Here is a 25,452-nt window from a genome sequence, read left to right as displayed (position 1 = left end):
GAAATCTCCTTTTACTGGCATGCTTCGCACGAGCCTGGGTTCTCAAGAGGGCAGGCCACGGCGGATGATGGGTTAGCGTTAGCAACAGTCGTCTTGGCAATGCGCGTTGCTGGCCGCGAGCGCAGATAGTAAGTGGTCTTCAAACCACTTTTCCATGCATACATATACATGGAGCTGAGCTTGCCGATGTTCGGCGACTCGGAGAACAGATTGAGCGACTGGCTCTGATCGATATAGGCATTGCGGTCGCGCGCCATATCGATCAGCCCGCGCATGGGGATCTCCCATACCGTGCGGTAAATCTGCTTCAGATCGTCAGGAAGCTCTTCCATCAACTGTACAGAGCCTTCAGCCAATTTCAGGCGGATGCGAAATTCTTCATTCCAGAAATCGCGCTCCTTGAGTTCCGCAACCAGATACCGATTGACCTGAAGGAACTCGCCGGAGAGCGTCTCGCGCTTGAAGAGATTGGATATCTGCGGCTCAATGCATTCGTAGCAGCCAACGATGGATGCAATCGTGGCTGTCGGAGCGATGGCGATCAGCAGCGAGTTGCGCACACCATGCTTCTGAATCCGTTCGCGCAATTCATTCCAGCGCGCTTCGTCAGCGGGCTTTACGCCCCAGAGATCAAACTGCAGTTTGCCCTGAGCAAGCCGCGTCTCTGCAAATGATGGATGCGCTCCATGCTGCTCTGCCAGTTCGCAGGAGGCTGCGAGCGCGTGATAATAGATTTCCTCCTGAAGGCGGGCTGACAAATACTGCGCCTCAGGTGAATCAAAGGGCAGCCGCAGTTGAAAGAAAACATCCTGAAGGCCCATGATACCAAGGCCAACAGGACGCCAACGCGCATTCCCATTTGCTGCCTGAGAGATTGGGTAATAGTTGATGTCGATGACGCGGTCAAGCATGGGAACAGCAATCTTCACCGTCTGCGCCAGCTTGTCGAAATCGAAGGCGCCATCGGTGACGTGGCGTGCAAGGTTGATGGAGCCGAGATTGCATACCGCCGTCTCATCGCGGGATGTCACCTCTGTAATTTCCGTGCAGAGGTTCGAGAGATGGACGACATTTCCCTGCCTGCCCGTCTGGTTGCACTTCAGGTTGCAGGCATCCTTGAAAGTCATCCAGCCATTGCCAGTCTCAGCCAGGCAGCGCATCATGCGCGCATAGAGATCACGCGCCTTCATCTGTCGGGTGAAAAGCTTTTCTTCTTCTGCCCTCTCATATGCTGAGGCAAATTCGACTCCATAAAGATCGGGCAGGTGAGGAACGACCTTCGGATCGAAGAGCGACCACATGCCATCCTCTTCCACGCGCCGCATAAAGAGGTCCGAAACCCAGTTAGCAAGATTCAGATTGTAAGTGCGTCGGGAAAGATCGCCGGTGTTCTCGCGCAGCTCGAGAAATTGCTCGATGTCCGCATGCCAAGGCTCGAGATAGACGCAGCAGGCTCCCTTGCGCTTGCCGCCCTGGTTGACTGCTGCCACAGAGCTATCCAATGTTCGCAGCCAGGGAACGATGCCATTCGAGAGTCCGTTGGTCGCGCGGATGAGCGAGCCTTCCGAGCGCACGCGGTGAAAGGCCAGTCCGATACCACCGGAAAATTTCGAGAGCAGAGCAACATCCTTATAAGCGTCGTAGATGGATTCGAGTGAGTCCACCGGTGAATCGTGCAAGTAGCAGGAGGACATCTGCGCATGCTTGGTGCCTGAATTAAATAGCGTAGGAGAACTCGGCATGTAGTCATGCGAAGCAATCAGCTTGTAGAACTCTATGGCTTCGTTGGGTGTGCCTGCCAACCCGCATGCCACGCGAAGAAAGAAATACTGAGGCGTTTCGATGACCTTGCGAGAGAGCGGATCGCGCAGCAGGTAGCGGTCATACACCGTGCGCAGGCCGAAATATTCGAAGCGGTCGGAAAGCTGCTCATCGATGGCGTGGTTGAGCTTGCGCGCATGCGTGCTCACAAACTCCGCGGTTGCCGTATTCACTACGCCTTCCCGGCAGCCGTATTCCATCGACTGCGAAAATGAGTGCAGGTTCTGGCCTGCGACTTCCTTAAGGATCGTTCCCAGCAGCAGCCGCGCAGCCAGCTTTGAGTATTGCGGCTCTTCTGCAATCAGCGATGCCGCCGTATCGATGGACATGGCGTCCAGTTCGCGCGTGGTTGCGCCATCGTAGAGGCCGCCGATAGTTTTACTGGCAACGCGAATCGCGTCCACATGCGACAGCCCATAGGAGCATCGCTGCACGGCGCGGACAATCTTATTGACATCGACACGCTCCAGCGCGCCATTGCGCTTGCGAACGTGCATCGTTGGTGTTTCCTCGGGAATCGGAAAACCAGGAAGAATATCGGAAAGACTTGATTGAACGGTAGCCATCGGCTGCTCTCCTGGCCTCGGAGGAAAGAGAAGAAAGCAGCGCTCCAAAGACGGAGCAGGAAGCCACTGCCACTTCACCTCCCCGCGGAGGCGTAAGCGAATGTCTTCGTGGCAGGTCTTCGGACTTGCAGGCTGCCTACTTGCTCCAGCTTCCCGGTTCGTGGATGAACCAGTGCTTTTGTCGGAGCGTTCGTTCCTGCTTACCGCTGCGGGGCAGTTCCGGCTTTTCACCGGATTCCCTTTTCAGCCTGATCTTCCAATCAGGCACCGCGAAGTGAAACCTACTTTATCAAGAGTATACCTTGGAGTCAAACACTATATGTTGGGGTGGCTGTGCAAATCGTTCGGCTGGACCGGCAATGCCGAAGTTACCACCAGTTTCTATTTCATCGGCGGCTGGAGGCCGATTTTCGGGAAATTAAACAAGCAGATAAATCGCCTTGACAAGGTTATTTGGAGAGAGCTATTGTTTCGCGCTGGTAAACATTTACTTAACTTGCAAAGCATCTGGAAAAGTAAAATTCCAGCTTATTTATGTCACTGATAGAAAGCCGTCAGCTTACTGTGCTTGCAATTTCGTAAACGTTTCCAATTAATTTCACGCCTTTACTTCACATTCAATCAGCCCCACACCACCGCATTCATTTTCAGACGGCGAAGGGGCAGATAGGCGTTACTGTAACGATTTACTTTGTCAGGAGGTTCTGATGCGTCGTTCCCGATTCATCGCGGCGGGTATCGTTTTTCTTGTGCTCTTACCTGCATTTCATACCTGGGCTCAAGAGAATGCAACAATCACAGGAAACGTCCTTGATCCGAGCGGAGCGGCAATTCCGAATGCCGCCATCAGTCTCACAAACCCGGCCACCGGCCAGGTAAGACAAACTGTATCCAATAGCTCCGGAATATATCTCTTCGCAAATGTCGGAGTCGGCAATTTTACGCTGAGCGCCTCGGCGACGGGCTTCCAGAATTACACCCGGACAGGCATTGTCGTGAACACAGGCCAGACACTGAAAGAAGATGTAAACCTCACGATTGGTGCCTCAGGCCAAACGGTCACCGTTCAGGCCGATGCCCTGCAGGTACAGACCGAAACGAACGAGCTCAGCAACCTGATCAGCGGCGCACAGGTCACGCAGCTGGCAACCAACGGGCGCAATGTGACAGCGCTGGCCGCGCTGGGAATGGGCAAGTCCAACACCCTGCCTTCCTTCAGCGGCGTGAATGCGCTCACATCCGCGAATGGCATCAGCTTCAATGGCACACGCTCAACCCACAACATCTATCTGCTGGACGGAGGAGAGCTGAATGACCGCGGTTGCGGCGGATGCTTCAGCTCCCTGCCTTCAATCGATGCACTCGCCCAATTCCAGACGCTGGACAGCAATTACGGACCGGACTACGGCATTGGCTCTGGCGGGACGATCCTCATGGTCCTTAAATCCGGCACGCATGACTTCCACGGAAGCGTTTGGTACTTCAACCGGAATGAGGATTATGACGCAAACAACTACTTCATTAACTTTGCCGGCAAGCCGCGGCCTGAGTTTCGCCTGAATGAACCAGGTTTCAACATCGGCGGCCCCGTGTGGATTCCTCACATCTATAATGACGCGCGCAATAAGACATTCTTCTTTGTGAATGAAGAATGGCGCAGGCTGATTCAAGGAAGCACTCCCTCGATAGCAAATACAATCGCCGCAAGCAATTTCCCTGTGGCCGGGCAGCCTTTGACGTATACGGTCCCGCCCAAGGGAAATGTCCCGATCGTGCCTGTCACGAGCGATCCGGCCAAGTTGGCCTTATACGCACAGGATGGACTGACTCCAGGACAGGCGTTTAAAGATGCATCAGGAGCGCCTTGTACTACACAATGCGTAATTCCTGCCAACCTGATCGACCCGAACGCGGTGCTGGAGCTGAATGCCGGGACCTTCCCCAAACCAAACCTGGGAACGAGCCAATACATCTCTTCAATCCCGCAGCCCACCAATGTACGAGAAGATGTGGTTCGCATTGACCACACCTTCAACCAGAAATTTCAATTCAGCGGTCATTATCTTCACGATGCAGTCAGCCAGACATACTATCCGCCGTTGTGGGGCGACAGCACCTACCCGACGGTAGGCACTGCCATGCTGAACCCATCGTGGTCGTCAAGCCTGAAGCTGACGCAGACATACACGCCTTCCCTGCTGAACGAAACAGCATTTCTCTTCAGCGGCAACACCATCAATCTTGATCCCGTAGGCATTTCGCAGCAGCCAGACGGCTGGTCGGCTACAACGTTCTTTCCGCTGGCCAACAACTTAGGAACCCGCATGCCGGAGATCCAGCTGGGCGCGCCGTACAACACTACCTGGAGCTCGAGCTATTTTCCGTGGAAGAACTCCTTTTTTGGCTATGAGCCTAGAGACGATGTCTCGTGGACGCATGGCAAGCATCAATTCAAATTCGGCTTCAGCTGGCTCCACGCGGTGAAAAACCAGCAATTGCAGGCCAACACGCAGGGCACTGCCGTTTTCAATAACAGCACCTTTGCTCAGGACTCATACATCAACTTCCTGCTGGGTGATACTTTCAGCTTTACGCAGCTGCAGTTTCTCGCCGGCAAGCACTGGGTGAACAACAACTATGGCTTTTACTTCAATGACAACTGGCACGTCATTCCGCGGCTGACCCTCAACCTCGGGTTACGTTTTGACGGGCTGCCTCATGCCTACGAACGATTCAATCAGTTTGCGAATTTCGTTCCCGCCGACTACCAGACATCACAGGGTTATCCGCTCAATGCGGACGGCACTCTGAACCCGGCTTCGCTTACCAATTTCGGAGGGCAGGCGTTCTACCTCAATGGCATGCAGGAGGCGGGCGTGAACGGCTTCCCCCGCGGAAACGTTCAGAACAAATACACCACCTGGCAGCCCAGAGTCGGCTTTGCTTACGATGCTACTGGAGATGGAAAGACGGTGGTCAGAGGTGGCTTTGGCATGTTCTTCGAACGCGTCCAGGGCAACGATGTGTATAACGCGGCATTGAATCCGCCCTTTGCATATCAGCCTTCCGCGAACAACGTTTACTTCTCCAATCCGAATACCAGCGCCCTTACCGGAGCGACAACGTCGCAGACGTTTCCTTCCACGCTCACCAATCTGAAGTATGCGTACAATCCACCAGGCACGGCAATGTTCAGCCTGGGAGTACAGCGGCAGGTTGCGCCATCGATTGTGGTGCAAATTCAGTATGTTGGCTCGCTCGGCTGGAGCCAGAACAACGACCGGAACATCAATACACTCCCATTAACTCATAATGATCCGGCCGCTCCAGGTAATCCCTATTACGACAGGCAGGGCGTTGCTGGAGCTTTAAAAGATAGTCAGGGAAATTCTTTGCCATCCCTAACTGCAAATCTGTATCGAATCTATCCGGGCTACAGCACAATTACGCAGGAAGAGAACGAAACCAATTTCAACTATCACGCTCTCCAGGCAGGTCTGCGCATGGAGAACCGTCACGGAGTAACGCTGCAGCTGGCTTATACCTTTTCGCATGAGCTGGACGACGTAAGCAACGATCTCAACAATCTCACGAATCCTTTTAACGCGGCTTATGATTATGGGGCGGGCGCCTTCGACCGTCGCCACATCTTTAATGCGAGCTATATTTACAACCTTCCCTTCTTCCTGCACAGCTCAAATGCATTGGAGCGCACAGTCCTGGGAGGATGGGTATTCTCCGGAATTACGGTAGCTCAATCCGGAGTGCCACAAGCCATCAATTACACCGGCCCGGACGTGCTTGGACTGGGAGGCAACGGCGCTACGAATCGCGAAAGTCAGGTGGCAAAGGTCTCGTATCCTAAGAAACAGACCGCATGGTTCAGCACCAGTTCCTTCGCCGATCCAATAGCCCCGTGGAATGGTGGTACGAATCAAGGGTTTGGTACGGCTAAAAAAGATGCAGTAGTCCTGCCCGGGCTCTTTAACTTCAACATGTCCCTCTTCAAGGACATTCCACTCACGTCAAGCGAAAACGGACCGAAGTTCGAACTGCGTTTCGAGTCCTTCAATACCTTCAACCATACTCAGTTCAACGCTATCGACTTCAGTTCGGCGGACTCGAACTTCGGGCAGGTGACCCAGTCCTACGATGCCCGGCGCCTGCAGCTTGGAGCGAAGTTCAGTTTCTGAGTGCTTCAATGAGGGCGCCGCTGTCTACGAGGCGGCGCCCTCTTCCCTTTCCTCCAATACGCTCCCATCAGCTGCGCCATAATAAAAGCAAACGCACAGAAGATCGCAAAAATATATCTATGTATCTTCGAGCGTTCAGAAATTTTTTGATGAGTGTCCCCACAAATATTATCGGCTCCCGAATAGTCATGGCTTTATGGCTTGTTCTCCTCTTTCTTTGTATTTGCCTGTCCGTGCCTGCACAGACTCCGACAGCTGATGTGGGACTGCAGCACCTCATCGATGCGCTGCAGGTGGCAAAGAATTCCGGGGATCTCACCCAGATCGCAGATACTTCCGAGAAGCTGACCGGTGCCGCTGCTCAGCACGTAACAGCTGTTACCTCGCAGCTCAATCAGCCACACCTCACGGCGACAAGAAAACAACAGCTCAAGAAAGAAGAACAGCAGCTTCACCAGATTCTGGGCAACGGATTCAATGACTGGGGAACAGCCGAGGCGCGCCAGCAGCAGTATCCGCAGGCGCTTGTACATTTCCAGCAGGCCGAGAAATGGGACCCGGGCGCGCCAAATCTCATGCGCAATCTAGGCACCGCCGCCTTTCTGTTGCAGGACTATGCTGAAAGCGTTCGCGCTCTTACTTCTGTCGTTGCACAGGACCCAGGCGACCAGCGCTCGCGTTTGATGCTGGCCATGTCGCTTTTTCCAATCGAGAAATTTGCAGATGCCGCCAGGAATTTCGCGCAGATCAGCGACCTGGCCATGCAGGACACGCGCTCGGCGTATGCCTGGGCCTTCTCCCTCGCGCGCACGAACCAGCAGCAAAAAGCCAATCAGATTGTCGATGTTCTTGCCGCCCGCGATCTCGCTCCTGACGTGCGTATGCTTGTATGCCAGCTCTACAACACAACTGAGAACTATGAGCATGCAGTTCCCTGCTTCCGTAAGCTGACGTCGGAAAATCCCTCCATGCCTGGTGCACACTTCCAGACAGGAGCCACGCTCGTCCACCTCGGCCATCCCAGTGACGCTATACCGGAACTGCGCGCCGAGCTCAAGCTCAACCCACAGGACGTGGAGACGCAATATTACCTGGCTTTTGCCCTGCTCGAAACCGCGCAGAAGGATGAAGCCATGTTACTGCTCCAAACTGTGATAACCGAAAAGCCCGACCACTCTCAAGCCCAATATCAGATCGGAAAAACACTACTCGAAGATGGCAAAACCGGCGAGGCCATCCCTTATCTCGAAACAGCAGCAAAACTCGATGGATCTTCTGACTACATCCATTACCAGCTGCAAATTGCTTATCGCAAGGCTGGCCGCACAGAGGACGCCAACCGCGAGCTGGAAATCTACAAGCAGATCAAAGCCAGCCATCGCAACACGGGGCCATCCCATGAAAGCAATGGCCCGGGATAAACCGGGCCCGATTCATACTGACCGGTTTCAGTGAGCCGCTACGCGAGGATGCGAAGCAGTGCTTCCCTCCGTCATGCCAAGCGCCCATTTGACTGCTTCAAAGTACATTTTGCGAATGTCCGGATCATTCCACGCCTCTTCGGTATGCCCGAGCGTGGAATAAAAGACGTGTCCTTTGCCGTACATCTTGCTCCACGCCACGGCAAAGTCATGGTCCTGGCGATGGATGCGCGGATTGTTGTCGTAATCGAGCTTCGATTCGTCAAGACGAAGAAGCACGTTCACCTTGTCGCGCGACCAGCTCTTCGGCTGATAGATCTCGTCATATTTAACGAATGCCTTGGGGAAATGCCGCACAGCAGGAAAATCAGGATCCTCATTGATAATCGGAGCGTTGAAGGTCATCCAGGGATGCTGATCGAACCATCCGCCGATCATCTCGCCGTACTCGGGCCAGGTATAGTTTGTATCCAGCGCTGCATGGATTCCTACAAAACCCTTTCCATCGTCGTGAATGAAGGCCATCATGTCACGCTTTTGATCGGCATCCATGTCGAGTTCGCCTGTTGTGCTGGTAAAGACCAGGACGTCGAAGTAATTCAGGTTCTTTGCATTGCGCCCCAGGTCTTTCTTGGTAAGGAGTTCTGTATCGGTGCGCATTTCCGTATCCCACAGACCGCTCTCTTTACCCATGTCGTAAATGGCATTCATCGCAGCGGAAACTGAATCATGCTCAAAGCCTTTCGTCTGGCCGATGACCAGAACATGCTTCAGATGAGTCGGCTTGGCGTGCGGTGGAGGAGGCACGCCCAAATCTTTTCCGGATGGTTGTTGCGTGTTGCCTGTCTGACTGAATATTGCAAGGACGAAAGCGATGAGAGTGCAGAAACGTTTCCCAGGAATACGCAAGAATTCTCCTTCGATAGCTTCAATGGATTTCTGGTACTGAAGAATATCTCTTTCGTTGTACTTCTGTGAAGGGCATGTGCACCTTTGCTTCTATGCATGACTCTTCATCAGCGTCGCTCTCAGGCTGTGGCCGACTATCTCTGCTTCTCCCGGTTGCAGCATCCACGTAGAGAGCACAATCGTATTCTCATCAGATGGAATGCCGATTCTTGAGCTCGTGCCTGTAGCCGGGTTCAATTCGATTGAAGGAGTCTGCGCGCGAAGTTTCTCCTGCACCTGCCGCGGAGTCATGCCCACAACGGAAGGATCATAGGAAAGCAACAAATGCGGAACGTGGTTTGCTATAGATGGCATAAAGACACGCGTCTTCATGGTCGGCACATCTTTCACAGCATTTGAAATGATGTCAGCCAATCGCATGTACTCGGCCTGGTTGGCTTCGTCTGACTGCTCGAGCAGCCAATCGACGGCTGCAACCATGCCGACAATCTGTTCTTTTGCAACCTTCATCCCTCGCCCGACAGCATCGGAGTTGGGATTGTTGTTAGCTGCGGCAAGGTCAATCAAGTGCTTCTTGCCAAGAAGCAGTCCGGCATTTTGTGGGCCACGGATTCCCTTGCCTCCGGAAAAGCAGACCAGATCGAAGCCCATACCGGTGTACTTCCACAGATTTTCAATCGGCGGCATGTCGGCAGCAGCATCGTTGTGACAGGGCACGCCGTGCTCATGAGCAACCTTCAGCCATGTCTCACGGTCAATCTGTGCTCCATTCGGTCCAGGCTCGGCCGAATTAAAGAAGTTGGTCATGACCGTGTTCGGACCAAGCGCCCGCTTGTAATCCTCCAGCGTGACCACTTCCTTGATGCGCGCACCGCACAAAAGCATAGCGTGGTCATATTCGTAGCGGTGGGCTTTCTGCACCACCACCTCGTTCTTCATCTTGTCCACGTTTTCCGGAATCTCCTGCGGACTCACTCCATTGGCCGAGGCAATGCATGCAGCCGTTGCCAGGGTGAGCGCCGCCGATGCCCCGCACGAGACCAGCGCGGCCTCACAGCGCAGTTTCTTCGCCAGGTATTCACCTGCCGCAATCTGCAGATCTTTCAACCGGACGGGGTGCAAAGCTGCCTGTGCCACAGCGCGCTGCACCTGGGAAGGCATGCATGCAGCCGTCAGATAGGTATAGGTTCCGGCCGCATTGATAATCTTCGCCACGCCGAGCTTTGCATAGTAGTCGTCAGATGAAACACCGTCCTCAGCAACAGATTCCCTAGTGTTGCCAGCCAGAGGCGCAATACCTAACGTTGCAGCAGTGGCTGAAGACAGGCTCAGGAACCGGCGTCGTGAAAGCTGATTTTCAGTACCCCGTTCGGGCATTACACGCTCTCCGATTGAAAGCAATATTGGAAACAGTAAACTTCGTCTCGATGATAATAAGTGATCATACATGTCGTCTGGTAATGACATCACCACCTGCTTCATTTGCCCTCTCCCAAACCAGGCAAACATTCCCTTATCCAGCCCATGACTATCGAATGACGTTTTCGTGACAAGCCGGTGACAAGCGTAAGTACCCCCGTCGCTATCATCCATGAAGCAAGGGTGGAGTCACAGCGTGCGGGCATCCAAAAAAATAGTATTTTTCTTTCCGTCCTTTGCCAGTTCCGAGGCAACAGCGCCACTCGGCATTCTCGCCGTAGCAACACCTCTGATCCGGGCCGGCTATGAAATTGTTCTGATTGATTCCACCATCACTCCCAACTTCAAGGAGCGCGTGCTCCTCGAGGTCAAAGACGCCCTCTGCCTCGGCATATCGCTCGTCACTGGACCCATGATCCGGGAAACGGTGGAGATTGCTAAAGCTATCAAGAAATGGGATCCGGAGTTTCCGGTTGTTCTTGGTGGATGGCATCCTTCCCTGTTGCCGAAGCAGACGCTCGAAGCACCTTATATTGACTACATCGTCCGGGGACAAGGCGAGGACTCTTTCCTGGAACTGGTCCACCACCTGCGCGCGGGTTCCGCACCGGACTTCGTCGCTGGCATTGGCTTCAAGCGCGACGGGAAACTGATCATGACACCGGAACGTCCGCTCCGTCCTTTGGTCGAGATGCCGCCGAAGGCCTACCATATCGCCGACTTCGATGCTTATGAGCGCAAGTGTGGCCGGCGCTGGGCGATGTACACGTCGAGCCTGGCATGCCCTTTCAACTGCGCCTACTGCACGAACTCCGGCGTCTACGGCCGCAAGTGGAATGCCTTGCCGCCGGAACAATTTGTCGAAGAGACCGTCGATCTGAGCCGCAGATATGCGCTTGAAATGATCTGGGTCGTCGACGACAACTTCCTTGTCGATATGGATCGCGCACGCGGCATCGCCGAAGGGCTGGTGCGTGAAAACTCCCACTTTAAATGGAGCATCCAGGCCACGAGCAATGTGGTTGCCCGCCTGACTCCTGAGGATCTGCGCATGCTGTATCGTGCGGGCCTGCACCAGATCTGCCAGGGAGTCGACTCCGGATCGCCGGCCATTCTCAAAGCAATGAACAAAGACTGGCAGGATTTCGAATCCATTTATGAAAGCGCGGCCCGCTGTCTCGAAGCTGGCATTCGACCGTCCTTTAACATCATCTTCGCCTTCCCTGGTGAAGGCAGGAAAGAGCGGCGCGAAACCATCGACTTCATGATGAGCGTGTGCCGCAGATTTCCTGGCGCCGAATTCTGGACCAATATTTTCACGCCTTATCCCGGGTCACCTATCTTTTCAAAGGCCACAGAGCTCGGCATTGAATTGCCTGAGTCGCTGGAAGCATGGGCGGATTACTTCCCGCGCTATACAAGGCTTCCGTGGCTCGACGGCAAGGAGCACAACCGGCTTCAGGTGACGCGCGATTATCTGCGCATGGCATTCGACCGCATCCCCATCGGCGCAGACCGGCGCGGCAAAATTACCCGGCTCGTACAAAAGGGCATCTCGCTGCCTGCCCGCTGGCGGCTGGATCACGACGTGTACAGCATGCCGGTAGAGCTTTGGCTGAATAACAAGCTAAAGCAGCACACTGCGATGAAACCCGCCGTCGATGCAAAGCGGTTGGCGAATACTCCCGCCGAGGCAGCGTGTTAGGCAAGAGCGAACTGTCAACAGAACGAACAGTCAGAGGTGATTTTTGGTAGACGTTCTTCTCACACATTCGTACCACCTGCCCTATGACCAGAAGCAACTGCGCAAGATGCAGCCTTACCGGCCACTGGGCACGTTGTATGCGGCTGCTGCCCTGCGCGCAGCCGGATTTTCTGTTGCAGTCTTCGACACTATGCTTTCGAATCCCGAAGAAGGATTTGCCGCGTCGTTAACGGAACATTCTCCGCGTATCGTAGTGATCTACGAAGATGACTTCAACTTTCTTACCAAGATGTGCCTGACCCGCATGCGGGACGTCGCGTGGCACATTACCGGACTTGCGAAACAGAAGAACATTCCTGTGATCGCCCATGGTTCGGATGCTACTGACCATCCGGAACTGTTTCTCAGCCACGGCATCGATTATGTCTTATGTGGCGAGTCTGAACAAACGCTGGTCAAACTCTGCTCCACGCTTCTCGCAAAGGAGCCCATTAGGAATATTGATGGTCTCGTCTATAGAGCGAACAATGGGAAATTCGCATATAGCGCACAAAGACTCTCAAAAAATCCAGGTTGGAGCGATTTACCTCAGCCATCGAAAGACCTCACCAGCTTTGGCTCCTATAAAGAGGCCTGGAAAAAGGCCCACGGATATTTCTCGGTAAATATGGTGGCAAGCCGCGGATGCCCATACCAATGCAATTGGTGCGCCAAGCCAATTTCAGGCAACAAATTTCATTTACGCCCTGCGGACGCTGTAGCGGAAGAAATGAGACAGCTCAAGTTTGAGGCCGGAGCTGAGCATATATGGTTCGGCGACGACGTGTTTGCGCTCAACCATCATTGGGTTCAGGATTTTGCCGCTGAAGTTAAGGCAAGAAATGCTCAGCTTCCATTCAAGATTCAATCTCGCGCTGATCTGATGACCGAATCAAATGTAGCTGCGCTGAAATCAGCTGGCTGTACCGAAGTGTGGATGGGAGTAGAGTCCGGATCACAGAGAGTTCTGGATGCCATGAATAAAGGACTGCGGCTCTCTGCAGTGCGCAAGGCGCGTGAGCGGCTGCAGCAGTCAGGAATTCGCGCATGCTACTTCCTGCAGTTTGGCTATCCCGGAGAAAAATGGGAAGACCTGCAAAAGACCATTGCACTTGTCCGCCATACGCGACCCGAGGATATTGGAATTTCATTCTCTTATCCGCTTCCTGGAACAGCCTTTTATGAACAGGTAAAGACTCAGCTCGGACAAAAACGCAATTGGACTGATAGTGACGACCTCTGCATTATGTTTCATGCTGAGTACACCAGTGACTTCTATCGGACTGTACGGAACGCCCTCCACGCAGAAGTTACAACATGGTCCCATCCTATCGATCACTCTTGGGGGCAGAATGCCAGCGTGAGTCAGATGTGGAATGAGGTCTATGCTCTGGAACGTGTGAGCAGAAATCCAAACGCTATCGACCTGCTGCAGAAGGCCGATAGCTCGGCCATTTCTGGTTTTGTTCCTATCGAGCGGTTGACGGCAACTTCGGGGGTGTAGATGCGAGACTTGCTTCTCACACACGGTTACTTCCTCTTGGAAGACCCCAAAGAACGGCAGATCATGAAGCCCTACGCGCCGCTGGGCTTGCTCTACCTCTGTTCGCATCTGCGCAGTAAAGGGTTCGATGTTGATGTATTCGACACCACATTCTCCAGCCGTCAGGAACTCTTTCACTTTCTGCAGACAGAGAAACCATCTGTGCTTGGTATTTATGCAAACCTGATGACGCGCGGCAATGTCATTGAGATTCTCACAGTCGCACGAAATGCCGGCTGGACAGCAGTCGTGGGAGGCCCTGAGCCTGGCGCGTATTCACTCGAATATCTGCAGGCCGGCGCACATTTTGTCGTCTCCGGAGAAGGAGAAATCACTACGGAAGAACTGTTGCTGGCATTGCGCAACGGAGAGCATGATTTTTCAAAGATCGCGGGCCTTTCCTTCCTTGATAAAGATGGGAACCTTTGCCAGAACGTGCCTCGAGGTCAAATTCAAAACCTTGATCTGCAACCGTGGCCAGCTCGCGACGCTATCGACATCCATCGTTATGTCAACACGTGGAGAACCCATCACGGCCAGGGCTCGGTAAACTTCATCACTGCTCGCGGATGCCCTTTCCGCTGCAACTGGTGCAGTCATCAGGTCTTTGGACAATCGCATCGCAGGCGCGATCCTGTGAAAGTTGTTGATGAAGTGGAATGGCTGCTTGATGAATACCGGCCTGACATGATCTGGATTTCGGATGACGTCTTCACCATTAACCATGCGTGGTTGAGAAACTACGCAGCAGAAATGCGGAAGCGCAAAATCCGGGTTCCATTCGAGTGCATTTCACGCGCAGACAGATTAAGCCCCGAGATGATGGATGTACTTGCAGAGCTCGGTTGCTTCCGCATGTGGATCGGATCAGAGAGTGGCTCGCAGCGCATTCTGGATGCAATGGACCGTGGCGTCAAAATTGAGCAGGTCCACAAGGCGGTCGAAATGTGCCGGGAACGCGGCATTCAGAGCGGAATGTTCCTGATGTGGGGCTACGAAGGCGAAGACCTGGAAGATATTGAAGCGACCATTAAACACGTCAGCATGTCGCAGCCCGATATTTTCCTTACAACCGTCTCCTACCCGATCAAGGGCACGCCTTACTATAACCGGATCGCGCAGAAACTTGTTCAAATCGCCCCGTGGGACCAGACCTCTGATCGCGAGCTAAAGATCAGCGGACGTCATTCTCGCCTCTTCTACTCGCACGCAGATAAACTTCTGCGCGATGAAGTAGCACTTTCTCGGATTCAGACTCTCTCCGGCGTTTCAAAACTTGGCACGGCTGAAATAACCGTTCTACAGCAGAACATTGCAAGCTCGAGGGCAGCCCTATTGGCGACATATCACGAGGTGGAACAGTGATGACGGCTGTAGCAGGGCTGGTTTTCGATCATATCGCTGCGAGTTACGATTCGATCTTCACATTTACCTCTGTCGGAAGGTCGCAACGCAACGCAGTCTGGGAGCAGGTTCTGGCTACATTCAAGCCAGGCAGCCATGTTCTGGAGTTGAACTGCGGAACCGGAATAGATGCGCTCTTTCTTGCTAGAGCCGGAATACGAGTCACTGCCTGCGATGCCTCCACAAGCATGATCGTGCAGGCGCGCCATAGGATGGCCATGGAAATGCCGGATGCTTCTGTTGAGTTCATAGAATTGGCCACAGAAGACCTGTATAGGTTGCCGCAGCATGAGAGGTTTCAAGGCGTCTTCTCAAACTTCTCGGGACTCAACTGCGTGCAGGATTTGAGGACTGTTGCACAGCAGCTTGCACAGAGACTGGAGCCAGGCATGCCTCTCCTTCTTTGCCTCTCAACCCGCTACTGCGCCTGGGAGATTATCTACTATCTGCTGCGAGCGAACTGGCGCAAGGCATTGCGCCGTTGCAGCGGATCAACACGTGCACGTGTTAACGGTCTGGAATTCACAGTCTACTACCCCACACTCACGGAATTGCGCAGAGCGTTCGCTCCAGATTTCCGCTTGCTTTCCGTCGCGGGTGTTGGCATTGCCGTTCCTCCTTCTTACCTCGAATTCTGGATAAGCTCGCATCCTCGCCTGCTGGCCACGATGGAACACATTGACGCGGCGGTGCGTACGTGGCCCGGAGTGCGCGTCTTAGGCGATCACATGCTGTTGCATATGGAGAGAGTGTAGAGATGCCAGGCATTGCACGAAGCATAGACAGGACGCCCGCCTACGATATTGAAGGCCTTGAGTTGCAGTGCCCGCACTGTAGTGGCAGTCTGCGCGATTCGGCGCAGGAGTCAACGCTGGTTTGTCAGGAATGCCATTTTCGCCTGACGCAAAAAGACGGAGTCTGGCAAGCTCTTCCCGCGAAACGTGCTGCTCGCTTCGCACAATTCATGGCCGATTATCAGATGATCCGTGCCGCTGAGGGCCGCGGCAGTAAATCCGCCGACTACTACCTTGGTCTTCCTTATAAAGATTTATCGGGCAACAACAGAGCCCAATGGAAGATTCGCGCCCGCACCTTTACTTATATGAGCCGCCGCATTCTGCCGCGATTGAAGAATCGTGGAGCCAGGATTCTTGATCTGGGAGCAGGCAATGGATGGATGAGTTACCGCCTCACCCAGATGGGTTTCCTGGCAGTTGCCGTGGATCTATTGGTAAACGATCAGGATGGCCTCGGTGCTGCTAAGCACTATCAGAGTCATATCCCGGACTTATTCCCCCGTTTTCAGGCCGAGAGCAATAAGCTGCCCTTTGCTTCGCGACAGTTCGACGCAGTTATCTTCAATGCTTCCTTTCACTATGCGGAAGACTATACGACTGCGGCGAGTGAGGCGATGCGCTGCTTAAAACATGGCGGCATGATTGTCATCGCAGATACGCCGTGGTACTCAAGTCAGGCCAATGGCGAGCGCATGCTTGCTGAGCGCCGGATGGCGTTTCTCCATCGCTTCGGTACTGCTTCTGACTCCATAAGAAGCCTGGAATATCTGACCGATGTGCGGCTCAACGAATTAGAAGAGATCTTCGGCATTCGCTGGGAACGGCATACACCATTCTATGGCCTTCGCTGGATGTTGCGGCCACACTTAGCCCGTCTTCATGGACGGCGGGAACCGGCGCGGTTCCGCATCTACTGCGCCTGGAAGGTGGCATGATCCTTCTGTTTCATCCACGCGCAACAAAACCTCGCAACTGCCGCCTGCCGCTCGCAGTGCTTGCGCTCGCTGCTGTGCTTGAAGGTCGCGAAGAGTACGAGATCGTTGACGGCAATCTTGAAGATCACCCAGTTGAGGCGCTGCTTAAACTAATCGATGCTCACCCGGTTGAGCTTATCGGTGTCTCAACCATGCCCGGCCCGCAGATGGTTGCCGCTATGGAAGCTTCACGTGAGATACGGAAGCTGCATCCACACGTGAAGATCGTTTGGGGCGGATACTTCCCTTCTATCTATCCCGATACTGCGCTGAATGCAAAGTATGTCGACTTCGTAGTACGCGGACAGGGCGAAGACACGCTGCTCGAACTGATCGATGCAATACGGGGCAATCGCAATTTTGAATCTATCCGCGGCTTGTCTTACAAAGATGCATTCGGGCTGCACCGCAACAATCCCGAACGCCCAATGAAGGGACCGGATAGCTTTCCGTGGTCACCATTCCATCGCCTTCCAGTAGAGAAGTATCTGCGGCCATCCTTCTTCGGAAAACGCACAGCAGTACATCATGCCAGCATCGGCTGTCCCTTCAATTGCAGTTTCTGCGGTGTGCATGCCGCCTATGGACGCGAAGAACGCATGGAGTCACCTGAGCGAACCGTCGCCATCCTCGAGCATCTTGTCACGCACTATGGCGCGGATTCCGTGCAATTCTACGATATGAATTTTTTTCTCCGCGAAGATCACACACTCAGACTCTGCGAACTGATGGAGCCTTTGAAACTGCACTGGTGGTGCGAAGGGCGCGTCGATATCATGTCGCGCTACTCAGATGAAACGATGCAGGCGATAGCACGTGCGGGCTGCTCGATGATTTTCTTCGGCGCGGAGTCCGGCTCAGACTGGGCGCTTAAGGATATGCAAAAGGGCATCACTACCGAGCAGACCCTTACGATGGCGAAGCGTACGCGCGAAGTCGACATCATTCCTGAATTTTCCTTCGTGGTAGGCAACCCTAAGGATCCGGAACGCGACACACGCGAGACGCTGCGCTTCATTCGCAAAATCAAGCGGATCAATCCGGATTCAGAAATCATCGTCCAACACTACACTCCTACTCCGCAGAGAGGCTCGATGTACGGCGATGTGGATGGCAAAATCTCTTTTCCTGATACACCAGCTGAATGGGCCACAAAGCAATGGATGGATTTCACATTGCGCATCGATACCAGCGCGCCGTGGCTGAAACGCAAAACCAAGAAATTGATTGATGACTTTGAGTTGGTCGTAGCATCGCGCTGGCCTACGGTACAGGATATCCGTGCTCCGCGATGGAGTCGGGTTCTATTGAAATCACTGAGTGCGTGGCGGTATGCACTGCGTTTCTACAGCTATCCGCTGGAGCTTGAGTGGGCGCACAGCTTCATTAACTTGCGCAAGCCGAAACGGGAGAGCCTGTGAACACCATGGTTGAATCCGAAATCGCAAGCAGCAATGCCGGGCTGTTTGCATCATGGGCCAAGATCTACGACGAGCAGCCGAACCCTCTGCTCATTCTGGAGGAACGCTATCTCACTCGTCTTCTCCCATGCATTCAAGATAAAGATGTGCTCGATGCAGGATGCGGCACTGGCCGATGGTTGGAACGGCTTGCCGCCGGCAAACCATCGTCTCTCCATGGAGCAGATGGCTCTTCGGAGATGCTGCACATAGCGGCCGGCAAGCAACTGCCAGGCACAAAGCTGACGCAGGCGACACTCTCTGCGCTGCCCGTTGCAACCAGCAGCATAGATTTGACGCTCGCCTCATTTGTATTGAGTTACGTGGAAGATCTTGCGCGATGCGCCGCCGAGCTGGCACGTGTTGCACGTCATGGGTGCGACCTCATGGTTTCGGATATGCATCCGGACACCGCGTCTACGCTTGGCTGGAAACGAAGCTTTGGCTCAGCGGGGTCGACCCATACTCTGCAGGCGCAGCAATGGTCTATCGAAGAAGTAAAGAATACCTTCGCAGCAAATGGTTTTGAACTTGTCGCCTGCGTAGAGCCATCGTTTGGCGAAGTTGAGCATGAATTATTCAGGATGCGCTCAAAGCATGCCGATTGGGAGCGATCAGCTGAAATGCCGGCTATCTATCTGCTCCAACTTCGTCGGTTGCGGAATCGTCCGACTCATACCACCAGCAAAGCAGCACATACTCAACTCCGGATGCATGGCGCTCACTGCGCTCTGGGTCCAAACGAGCTTACAGCGGCCTCGGTCTCTATCGAAGAAGGCGTGATTTCCTCATTAGTAAGCACTGACAAATTGTCACGCCAGTATAGAGTTTCAAATAAGAAGTCGATAGATTTAAACGGATATCTTCTTTTTCCCGGACTGATCAACGCTCATGACCACCTCGAATTTTCTCTATTCCCCCGGCTAGGTTACCCGCCGTATCGAAATGCCACACATTGGGCAACGGACATCCATGAAACTCAGGCTGCGACGATTGCTCTGTATAAACAGGTACCTAAAGACGTGCGGCTCTGGTGGGGAGGCATTCGCAATCTGCTCTGCGGAGCAACAACGGTCTGCCATCACAACCCGCTTGATCCGCTACTTCAAGCCGAAGACTTTCCCATTCGTGTTGTAACCCGCTACAGTTGGGAACACTCTCTTGACTTTGCCAGGGATATCGCTGGCACATTAGAAGCTGCTGGTACAGACGAACCGTTTCTCATCCACGCCTGCGAAGGCATTGATCACGAGGCAAGCGAGGAGTTTCACGAACTCTACGCTCTGCATGCCATTGAGCCACGCACCATACTGGTTCATGGCCTGGCATTGGACGAGGCAAGCATAACGTTACTCAATCAGCGTGGCTCATCTCTGATTATCTGCCCTTCATCCAACAGTTTTCTCTTTGAAGCAACGCATACGCACGAGAACCTTCTTTCTATCGAGCGCCTTGCGCTTGGAAGCGATTCTCCTCTCACGGCAGCAGGAGACCTTCTCGATGAATTGCGCTTTGCGAAATCAGCCTGCAGTCTGCATGCAGAAGAGCTCTATCCCATGGTCACCGACAAGGCAGCAAATATCCTGCGACTACAGCAAGGAGAAGGCTCGTCGCGACCCGGCTCAGTGGCCGATCTGGTTGCAGTGCGCCATAGAGCAGGAACGCCAGCCGGGATCCTCGCAGAGCTGAGTTGGCGTGATGTTGAGCTTGTAATTGTTGGTGGACGAGTGCATTTAGCCTCGACCTCGATGCTTGGCCGCCTTCCTGAAGATGTAGTGCACGATCTCACTCCCTTGATGATGGAAGGCGAACTGCGCTGGTTTCGCGGACCGGTAAGCACCATGCTGCAGGCCGCGGAATATGTCCTCGGAAAGGGCAATGTTCATTTAGGCCAGCTACGGATTTCTGCGGTGGAGGTATAATAATGTCCCGCAAAGTAGTGCTCTTCTATCCTCCCTATGAGGGAGAGCCTCTGGGTGCGCCATTATGTCTGCTCGCGCTTGCAGCCAAGCTGCGTGAAAAACACTTCGAGCCCATCATCATCGACGCTGCAATCGAGCCAGCTTATAAAAAGGCCGTCTGTGATGCATTGGAAGGTGCTCTCTGTCTCGGCATTTCTGTGTTGACTGGACCAATGATCCGCGGCGCCATCGAGGTAGCGAAAACGGCAAAAGAGCTGTTCCCCAAACTTCCAGTAGTCTTTGGCGGCTGGCATCCAACTCTCTTGCCAGATGAAACACTCGCCGCGCCCTATGTCGATGTTGTCGTCCGGGGCCAAGGCGAAATTACCCTCTGCGAACTTGCTGAAGCATTCACAGCTAAAACATCTCTGAGAGAAATTGCCGGCGTTTCATGGAAAACAGGTGCGATGCGGACACACAATCCTGATCGCAAGGTAGAACCGCTCGATAATCTGCCTCTGGCTGCATTTGACATGGTTGATTTCGATGCATACGAACGAGTGGGCGGCACTCGGAAGCTTGCCTATGCAACCAGCATCGGGTGTCCCTACGCATGCAACTACTGTACAGACATGGTTTTCTACAAAAGGCGCTTCAATGCCCTTTCCGCCGAGCGAGTAGTACAGGAACTCACGGATCTGGTCACACGGTATCGCATTGAAGAAGTGGCCCTGCTTGATTCGAATTTTCCTGTAGACCTGAAACGCGCCATCGCAATTGCCAAAGGCATCTACGATTCGGGCGTAAAGTTTCGCTGGACCTTTCAAGCCTCAACGGACTTTATCTGCCGCATGAATGAGGACGATATTCGGCTTCTCGGAGCAAGTGGCGTTTCCTACATGGGTTTTGGAACGGAATCCACCTCTGACACGGTGCTGAAGCTGATGAACAAACGGCACCAGCGCGTGGATGAGATGTACGAAACAGCACGGCGCGCAGCCATCGGAGGTATTCGCGTCACCTTTAATCTTATTTTTGGATATCCTGGAGAAACAGAAGCAGATCGTCAGATCACATTCAGAACGATGAGCGACATTGTAAGAAAATATTCGAATGTCCGCTTCTCCCCTAATATCTTCACACCTTATCCAGGCATTCCTATCTGGCCGCAGCTTCGCGAACTTGGCGTAGACGAGCCAAAATCGCTGCAGGCTTGGGGTGATCTGGCTCTTGGGGTCAACATGCTCCCCTGGTTGCAGGATACAAATCTCGATCGATTCAATCGGATGCTGGAATATTTTCTGCTGAACGGGCAACTCTCCCGCAAACAATCTTCCAGACAAGCGTCTTCTGTCGGAAGACTGATACAGCAACTCATCGATAAGCCAGTGCAATGGCGCATTCGCAAAAATCAGTATTCATTTCCATGGGAGATATGGCTGTCGAAACACTTCGACCGAATTGTGAAACGCCGTTCACTGATTACCGGTAAAGAGCTGCCGACAGAGGCTGTCAATGTCTGCTGATCTCATGCCGGCGCCGGTCTCAACGGCTACAGATTCAGGCAGACTGGATTCACTGCCAATCCTTATATTGAACGTACATGAGAACTGCAACTGCCGGTGCCTCATGTGCGACATCTGGAAGAAGCCTGCGGGATCAGAACTCAGCCTCGATCTCCTTGCCCGCCTTCAGGATTCGTTGCGCGCTCTCGGTGTACGCCATGTTGTACTGACTGGCGGCGAGCCCCTGCTGCACACACGGTTTGAAGATCTGTGCTCATTTTTGAAAAAACAAGGCCTTCGCATCACGCTGCTGACAACAGGACTGCTGCTGCAGAAGCGCGCCGAAAGCATTGCCGCCTGGGTCGACGATGTGATTGCCTCACTCGATGGGCCTGAGGCTGTACACGACAGCATTCGCCGTGTAAAACGAGGCTTCGAGCTTATCGGCGCAGGTATTCTCGCCATCCGGAAGTATCGGTCTGCGCTACCTATACTCGCACGCAGTACTGTACAGCGGAGTAATTTTCAGTTCTTGCGGCAGACGGTGGAAGCGGCGAAGCAACTGCAGTTTGATTCCATTTCTTTCCTGGCGACGGACATTACATCACATGCTTTCAACCGCGAACTTATCTGGCCGGGTGATCGCCAGGCTGAAGTCGCGCTCTCACCTGCCGAGGTCACCGTTTTGGAATATGAGATCGAGTTGTTGATTGACCAATATCGCCACGAGATCGCAAACCATTATATTGTCGAGTCTCCGCAGAAATTGCGGAACATTGCGCACCGCTTTCGCGAGCACCTGGGAGAGATGCCTCCTAAAGCTCCAATCTGTAATGCGCCATGGGTCTCAGCAGTCCTGGAAATCGATGGATCAGTCCGTCCTTGCTTCTTTCACAGGACAGTTGGAAGTGTGCAGGGAGCAACCCTAAAAGACGCGATTAATTCGCCAGACGCGCAGCATTTTCGACGGACTTTGGATATAGCTCAGAACCCGATATGCCAAAGATGCGTCTGCTCCCTCAACTACCAATCGACAGGAGCTATAACCAACCCGTCTGAATTACCGAATCATCTATGACACAACTACTCTGACATTACGTCTTAGGTAGCTTGGTGATATCCCAGTCTCCACCGGTTGCCTTAATCAGCAGAACGCTCGCATCTAATTGTCTGCGTCGAATGTCAATGTCATTGCGCTCATTATTCAGCGCAGTCGTTTGCGCTGTTACTACTTGAAGATAAGTGTCGACTCCGCCTTCATACCTATTCTGGAAGAGACGGAGGGTTTCTTCTGCTGCAGTTGTTGCATTATGCTGCTGCTGCGACTCCGTAGTAAGAATACGCAACATCGCCAGGTTGTCTTCCACTTCCTGAAATGCGGTGAGCGTAGTCTGCCGGTAATTTGCAACTGTCGCGTCATATCCTGCAACCGCGGTTTCCTTAGTTGCACGACGCCGTCCTGCATCAAAGAGCGTTTCCGACAGGCCGGGACCGACAGCCCAGAAGCGGCTGGGCCAGTTCAACCAGTTCGTTGCCGATGTGCCTTGAAATCCTGCCAGAGCGCTTAGACTTAATGTTGGATAATAGGCAGCCTGGGCAATTCCAATCTGCTCATTTGCGGAAGCCATGCGCCGTTCTGCCGCGGCAATATCAGGACGGCGTTCCAGCAACTCCGAAGGCATGCCAACCGGAGTCGACGGCAGCACTGGTCCTTTCCCATCGAGCGGAAGTGGCTGCAGCGTAAACAATGCCGGCGGCTTGCCGATCAGGATAGCGATGGCGTGTTCATATTGTGCGCGTTGCGCCGAGACGTCCGAATCCAGCACCTGCGTCTGTTCCAGCTGCGTGCGTGCCTGCTCTACATCCGATTTCGGAGCAGCGCCGCCGTCGAAACGATTCTGCGTCAACTCGAGAGCTTGGCTGTATGCCTTCACTGTATCGTCGAGCAGCTTCTTCTGCGCATCTGCGGCGCGAAGTTCGAAGTAGTCAATGGCCAGCTCCGAATGCAGGCTTAACTGCACTGAAGCCAGATCGGCAGCACTGGCCTGCGCCTGTTCTCGCGCTGCGGTTACGCTGCGCCGGATGCGCCCCCAAAGATCAATCTCCCAGGAAAGGTCGACAGGCAGCGTGAAATTGCCTTCACCATTGTTAGCCAATGATGCTGGGAAATAGGGCTGGTGGGCCGAATCGCGGATTGCTGAAATGCTCGGCGAGGCGCCGATAGTTGGCGCTTCTGCTGCGCGGTTAAACCGAATCGCAGCGCGCGCCTGGCGAAAGTTGGCTTCAGCGATCTTCAGAGTCTGATTCGATGGGTCCACCTGATCTTCAAGCGCGTTGAGCTGAGGATCTCCGAAAGCCTCCCACCAGTTGCCGCGTGATCCCTGATCGCCAGGCTGGGCAATCTTCCAGCCATCGGTCTGTTGTGACGACGTGGTCGTAGCGGAGGCCTCTTTGAAGGAAGGCGCCATGGGCACGGAGGGCTTCACGTATTTCGGCCCAACCATGCAGCCGGAGAGCAATACCAGGAAAAAGCCTGCAGAGACTGGCAACAACCGCTTCATTGCGCAGTTCCTTTCGCTGCGGCAATCTGCACGGAGGCCCCATCTTCGAGCGAGTCGGATGGATCAACTACGATGGCATCTTTTGTAGACAGGCCAGCAAGCACTTCGACACTGTCGCCATAATCATGGCCAACAGTAATGGGCATCAGTTGCGCTTTGCCATCCCGCACAACAGCAACGCGGAGTCCCTCTTTGCGAAAGAGCAGCGCGTTGGCAGGAACTGTTACCGCACCTGCAGTGGGTGGCATCTTGAGATGAACGAAGGCATAGGCTCCAGGTAAGAGCTGGCCTTTCGGATTATCTACATCCACTTCCACATTCAATGTTCGTGATGCAGGATCAATAGCGTCGGAGTTGCGCACCAGCGTTCCGGTGAAAGTCTCTCCGGGAAATTCATCCAGCGTGAGAATGACCTTCTCTCCCGTTTTTACGGATGCCGCATAGACTTCTGGAACAGGAATATAGACGCGCAGCTTGTTGATCGCGGCTAGATGGAACAGTTCTTTCGGAGTAGTGTTTTCTCCGGCCTGGATCAGCGCGCCAATATCCGTGTTGCGCGCCGTGATGACTCCATCGAATGGAGCATAGATATGCTCGAAGGATTGAAGCTGCTCAAGACGGCGAACATTGGCTTCGTTCGAGGCAACGAGGGCCTGCTTGGAACTCAGGTCGCTGATGGCCTGGTCAGTCTCCTGTTTTGAGACAGAGTTGGTTTCCAGCAGATGCTTCCAGCGCGCAGCGGTAATCTGCGCAAGCTGCAGATTTGCCTGGGCGTTTTTCAACTCGGCCTGGGCCTGCTCCAGTTGCTGGTCGAGCTCCGGTGTTTCGATTTCAGCAAGCAGTTGTCCCTTATGTACACGGCTGCCGATATCGACGTGCCACTGTTTCAGGTAGCCACTGGTGCGCGCATAGACGGGCGTATCAATAAAGGCCTGCGTGTTGCCCGGCAGTGCAATCTCGGCAGCCACAGAGCCGGGCTTGGGGTAAACAACAGCAACTGTTGCAGCAGCGGATTGCTGCGTCGAGTGGGTCAGTACTGCCTCAGCTTCTACGCGCGAATGAATTCCAGAGCGGATCGCAATGCCGATGGCGAGGCACACCAAAACCACCACAACCCATACGATGATGCGCGGCTTTCCTCCTTGTGGCTGCAATGCGGATGCAGACTGCGCTTGAATGCCTTCGGGCTGCTGCTCTACTGTCGCATTGCCTGGATCATCGATCGTCATATGTG

16 protein-coding genes and 1 riboswitch are annotated in these 25,452 nt (G+C 53.7%); of the genes, 11 read left to right on the top strand and 5 right to left on the bottom strand.

Annotated elements, in window-relative coordinates; translation table 11 throughout:
* Positions 1-11: 11 nt before the first annotated feature.
* Positions 12-2,387, bottom strand: coding sequence for a ribonucleoside-diphosphate reductase subunit alpha (locus AC5S16_RS01555; RefSeq protein WP_493928241.1), 2,376 nt, complete (start codon positions 2,385-2,387; stop codon positions 12-14).
* 93 nt (positions 2,388-2,480) lie between these two features.
* A riboswitch (cobalamin riboswitch) is annotated at positions 2,481-2,674 on the bottom strand.
* 420 nt (positions 2,675-3,094) lie between these two features.
* Between AC5S16_RS01555 and AC5S16_RS01550 the strand changes: the two genes are divergently transcribed.
* On the top strand, positions 3,095-6,580 hold the full coding sequence (locus AC5S16_RS01550) for a carboxypeptidase-like regulatory domain-containing protein (protein ID WP_493928240.1): 3,486 nt from the start codon (positions 3,095-3,097) through the stop codon (positions 6,578-6,580).
* Between the two features lie 188 nt (positions 6,581-6,768).
* On the top strand, positions 6,769-8,001 hold the full coding sequence (locus AC5S16_RS01545) for a tetratricopeptide repeat protein (protein ID WP_493928239.1): 1,233 nt from the start codon (positions 6,769-6,771) through the stop codon (positions 7,999-8,001).
* A 27-nt stretch (positions 8,002-8,028) separates the two neighbouring features.
* Here the strand turns inward: AC5S16_RS01545 and AC5S16_RS01540 are convergent, their stop codons facing one another.
* Together AC5S16_RS01540 and AC5S16_RS01535 are read right to left on the bottom strand one after the other, a co-directional pair.
* A complete protein-coding gene (locus AC5S16_RS01540) occupies positions 8,029-8,910 on the bottom strand; it encodes a ThuA domain-containing protein (protein ID WP_493928238.1) in 882 nt (293 codons plus the stop codon).
* Between the two features lie 90 nt (positions 8,911-9,000).
* Positions 9,001-10,287: a twin-arginine translocation signal domain-containing protein gene (locus AC5S16_RS01535; protein WP_493928237.1), complete on the bottom strand. Its 1,287-nt coding sequence runs from the start codon at positions 10,285-10,287 to the stop codon at positions 9,001-9,003.
* A gap of 238 nt (positions 10,288-10,525) precedes the next feature.
* Here AC5S16_RS01535 and AC5S16_RS01530 point away from each other — a divergent pair, with 238 nt between their 5' ends.
* The 9 genes from AC5S16_RS01530 to AC5S16_RS01490 are packed head-to-tail and all read left to right on the top strand — an operon-like array spanning position 10,526 to position 22,735.
* Positions 10,526-12,034, top strand: a complete 1,509-nt coding sequence (locus AC5S16_RS01530; protein ID WP_493928236.1) for a B12-binding domain-containing radical SAM protein — start codon at positions 10,526-10,528, stop codon at positions 12,032-12,034.
* Positions 12,035-12,077: 43 nt separating this feature from the next.
* Positions 12,078-13,577, top strand: a complete 1,500-nt coding sequence (locus tag AC5S16_RS01525; protein ID WP_493928235.1) for a B12-binding domain-containing radical SAM protein — start codon at positions 12,078-12,080, stop codon at positions 13,575-13,577.
* Entirely contained in the window at positions 13,578-14,981 is a 1,404-nt protein-coding gene (locus AC5S16_RS01520; protein WP_493928234.1) for a B12-binding domain-containing radical SAM protein, read from the top strand.
* Entirely contained in the window at positions 14,981-15,775 is a 795-nt protein-coding gene (locus AC5S16_RS01515; RefSeq protein WP_493928233.1) for a class I SAM-dependent methyltransferase, read from the top strand. Before AC5S16_RS01520 ends, AC5S16_RS01515 begins: the two co-directional genes overlap by 1 nt.
* Positions 15,776-15,777: 2 nt before the next feature.
* Entirely contained in the window at positions 15,778-16,752 is a 975-nt protein-coding gene (locus AC5S16_RS01510; RefSeq protein ID WP_493928232.1) for a methyltransferase domain-containing protein, read from the top strand.
* On the top strand, positions 16,749-18,212 hold the full coding sequence (locus AC5S16_RS01505; protein WP_493928231.1) for a B12-binding domain-containing radical SAM protein: 1,464 nt from the start codon (positions 16,749-16,751) through the stop codon (positions 18,210-18,212). Before AC5S16_RS01510 ends, AC5S16_RS01505 begins: the two co-directional genes overlap by 4 nt.
* 5 nt (positions 18,213-18,217) lie before the next feature.
* The gene (locus AC5S16_RS01500; RefSeq protein WP_493928230.1) at positions 18,218-20,173 is read left to right on the top strand and encodes an amidohydrolase family protein; all 1,956 of its coding nucleotides are present in this window, start codon (positions 18,218-18,220) and stop codon (positions 20,171-20,173) included.
* Between the two features lie 2 nt (positions 20,174-20,175).
* Positions 20,176-21,678: a B12-binding domain-containing radical SAM protein gene (locus AC5S16_RS01495; protein WP_493928229.1), complete on the top strand. Its 1,503-nt coding sequence runs from the start codon at positions 20,176-20,178 to the stop codon at positions 21,676-21,678.
* The gene (locus AC5S16_RS01490) at positions 21,668-22,735 is read left to right on the top strand and encodes a radical SAM protein (protein WP_493928228.1); all 1,068 of its coding nucleotides are present in this window, start codon (positions 21,668-21,670) and stop codon (positions 22,733-22,735) included. Before AC5S16_RS01495 ends, AC5S16_RS01490 begins: the two co-directional genes overlap by 11 nt.
* Before the next feature lie 16 nt (positions 22,736-22,751).
* On the opposite strand, the gene AC5S16_RS01485 is transcribed toward AC5S16_RS01490, so the two are convergent.
* The gene (locus AC5S16_RS01485) at positions 22,752-24,218 is read right to left on the bottom strand and encodes an efflux transporter outer membrane subunit (protein ID WP_493928227.1); all 1,467 of its coding nucleotides are present in this window, start codon (positions 24,216-24,218) and stop codon (positions 22,752-22,754) included.
* Positions 24,215-25,447 carry an efflux RND transporter periplasmic adaptor subunit gene (locus AC5S16_RS01480; protein ID WP_493928226.1) on the bottom strand — a complete coding sequence of 411 codons (1,233 nt, stop codon included), beginning with the start codon at positions 25,445-25,447 and terminating at the stop codon, positions 24,215-24,217. Before AC5S16_RS01480 ends, AC5S16_RS01485 begins: the two co-directional genes overlap by 4 nt.
* Positions 25,448-25,452 lie beyond the last annotated feature (5 nt).

This window comes from Acidobacterium sp. FHG110202_01 (assembly GCF_059115305.1).
The sequence above is the reverse complement of the archived record's forward strand: the minus strand, read 5'-3'. Positions and strand labels throughout refer to the sequence as shown.

Bases quoted from the DNA above. Each gene is read 5' to 3' on its own strand.
- AC5S16_RS01555 (WP_493928241.1), bottom strand. From the start codon at position 2,387: ATGGCTACCGTTCAATCAAGTCTTTCCGATATTCTTCCTGGTTTTCCG.
- AC5S16_RS01550 (WP_493928240.1), top strand. From the start codon at position 3,095: ATGCGTCGTTCCCGATTCATCGCGGCGGGTATCGTTTTTCTTGTGCTC.
- AC5S16_RS01545 (WP_493928239.1), top strand. From the start codon at position 6,769: ATGGCTTTATGGCTTGTTCTCCTCTTTCTTTGTATTTGCCTGTCCGTG.
- AC5S16_RS01535 (WP_493928237.1), bottom strand. From the start codon at position 10,287: ATGCCCGAACGGGGTACTGAAAATCAGCTTTCACGACGCCGGTTCCTG.
- AC5S16_RS01520 (WP_493928234.1), top strand. From the start codon at position 13,578: ATGCGAGACTTGCTTCTCACACACGGTTACTTCCTCTTGGAAGACCCC.
- AC5S16_RS01515 (WP_493928233.1), top strand. From the start codon at position 14,981: ATGACGGCTGTAGCAGGGCTGGTTTTCGATCATATCGCTGCGAGTTAC.
- AC5S16_RS01510 (WP_493928232.1), top strand. From the start codon at position 15,778: ATGCCAGGCATTGCACGAAGCATAGACAGGACGCCCGCCTACGATATT.
- AC5S16_RS01505 (WP_493928231.1), top strand. From the start codon at position 16,749: ATGATCCTTCTGTTTCATCCACGCGCAACAAAACCTCGCAACTGCCGC.
- AC5S16_RS01500 (WP_493928230.1), top strand. From the start codon at position 18,218: ATGGTTGAATCCGAAATCGCAAGCAGCAATGCCGGGCTGTTTGCATCA.
- AC5S16_RS01495 (WP_493928229.1), top strand. From the start codon at position 20,176: ATGTCCCGCAAAGTAGTGCTCTTCTATCCTCCCTATGAGGGAGAGCCT.
- AC5S16_RS01490 (WP_493928228.1), top strand. From the start codon at position 21,668: ATGTCTGCTGATCTCATGCCGGCGCCGGTCTCAACGGCTACAGATTCA.
- AC5S16_RS01485 (WP_493928227.1), bottom strand. From the start codon at position 24,218: ATGAAGCGGTTGTTGCCAGTCTCTGCAGGCTTTTTCCTGGTATTGCTC.
- AC5S16_RS01480 (WP_493928226.1), bottom strand. From the start codon at position 25,447: ATGACGATCGATGATCCAGGCAATGCGACAGTAGAGCAGCAGCCCGAA.